Raw genomic sequence first — 260 nt, 5'->3', positions numbered from 1 at the left:
CGGTGAGCTGGGTGCGCGCGTACTCACGGGCCCGCCCCACACTGCGCGGCTCGCGCGGCAGCGTCCAGTCGCCGGCGGAATCGGCGGGCAGCCCCTGGACGCGAGCCATCAGCAGTGCGATGTCGTCCTCGCCGTGGTGGGTGTCGAGGGGGTTGAGGACGTGGTCGCACACGTCCTCCAGGGGGCGGGAGGGGTCGGTGAGCGCGCCGACGATGGCCTGCTGACCCTCGTCCAGGGGGTGGTCGCGCGATTCGGCCAGT

1 protein-coding gene is annotated in these 260 nt (G+C 73.5%); it reads right to left on the bottom strand.

Features of this window, described 5'->3' with window-relative positions; all coding sequences use genetic code 11:
• Nucleotides 1-260, bottom strand: a 260-nt coding sequence (locus KVT44_RS56285; protein WP_368857622.1) for a hypothetical protein, incomplete at both ends; no start/stop codon positions are given.

It is taken from the genome of Streptomyces sp. GbtcB7 (genome assembly GCF_019091445.1).
GTDB lineage: Bacteria > Actinomycetota > Actinomycetes > Streptomycetales > Streptomycetaceae > Streptomyces > Streptomyces mirabilis.
The sequence above is the reverse complement of the archived record's forward strand: the minus strand, read 5'-3'. Positions and strand labels throughout refer to the sequence as shown.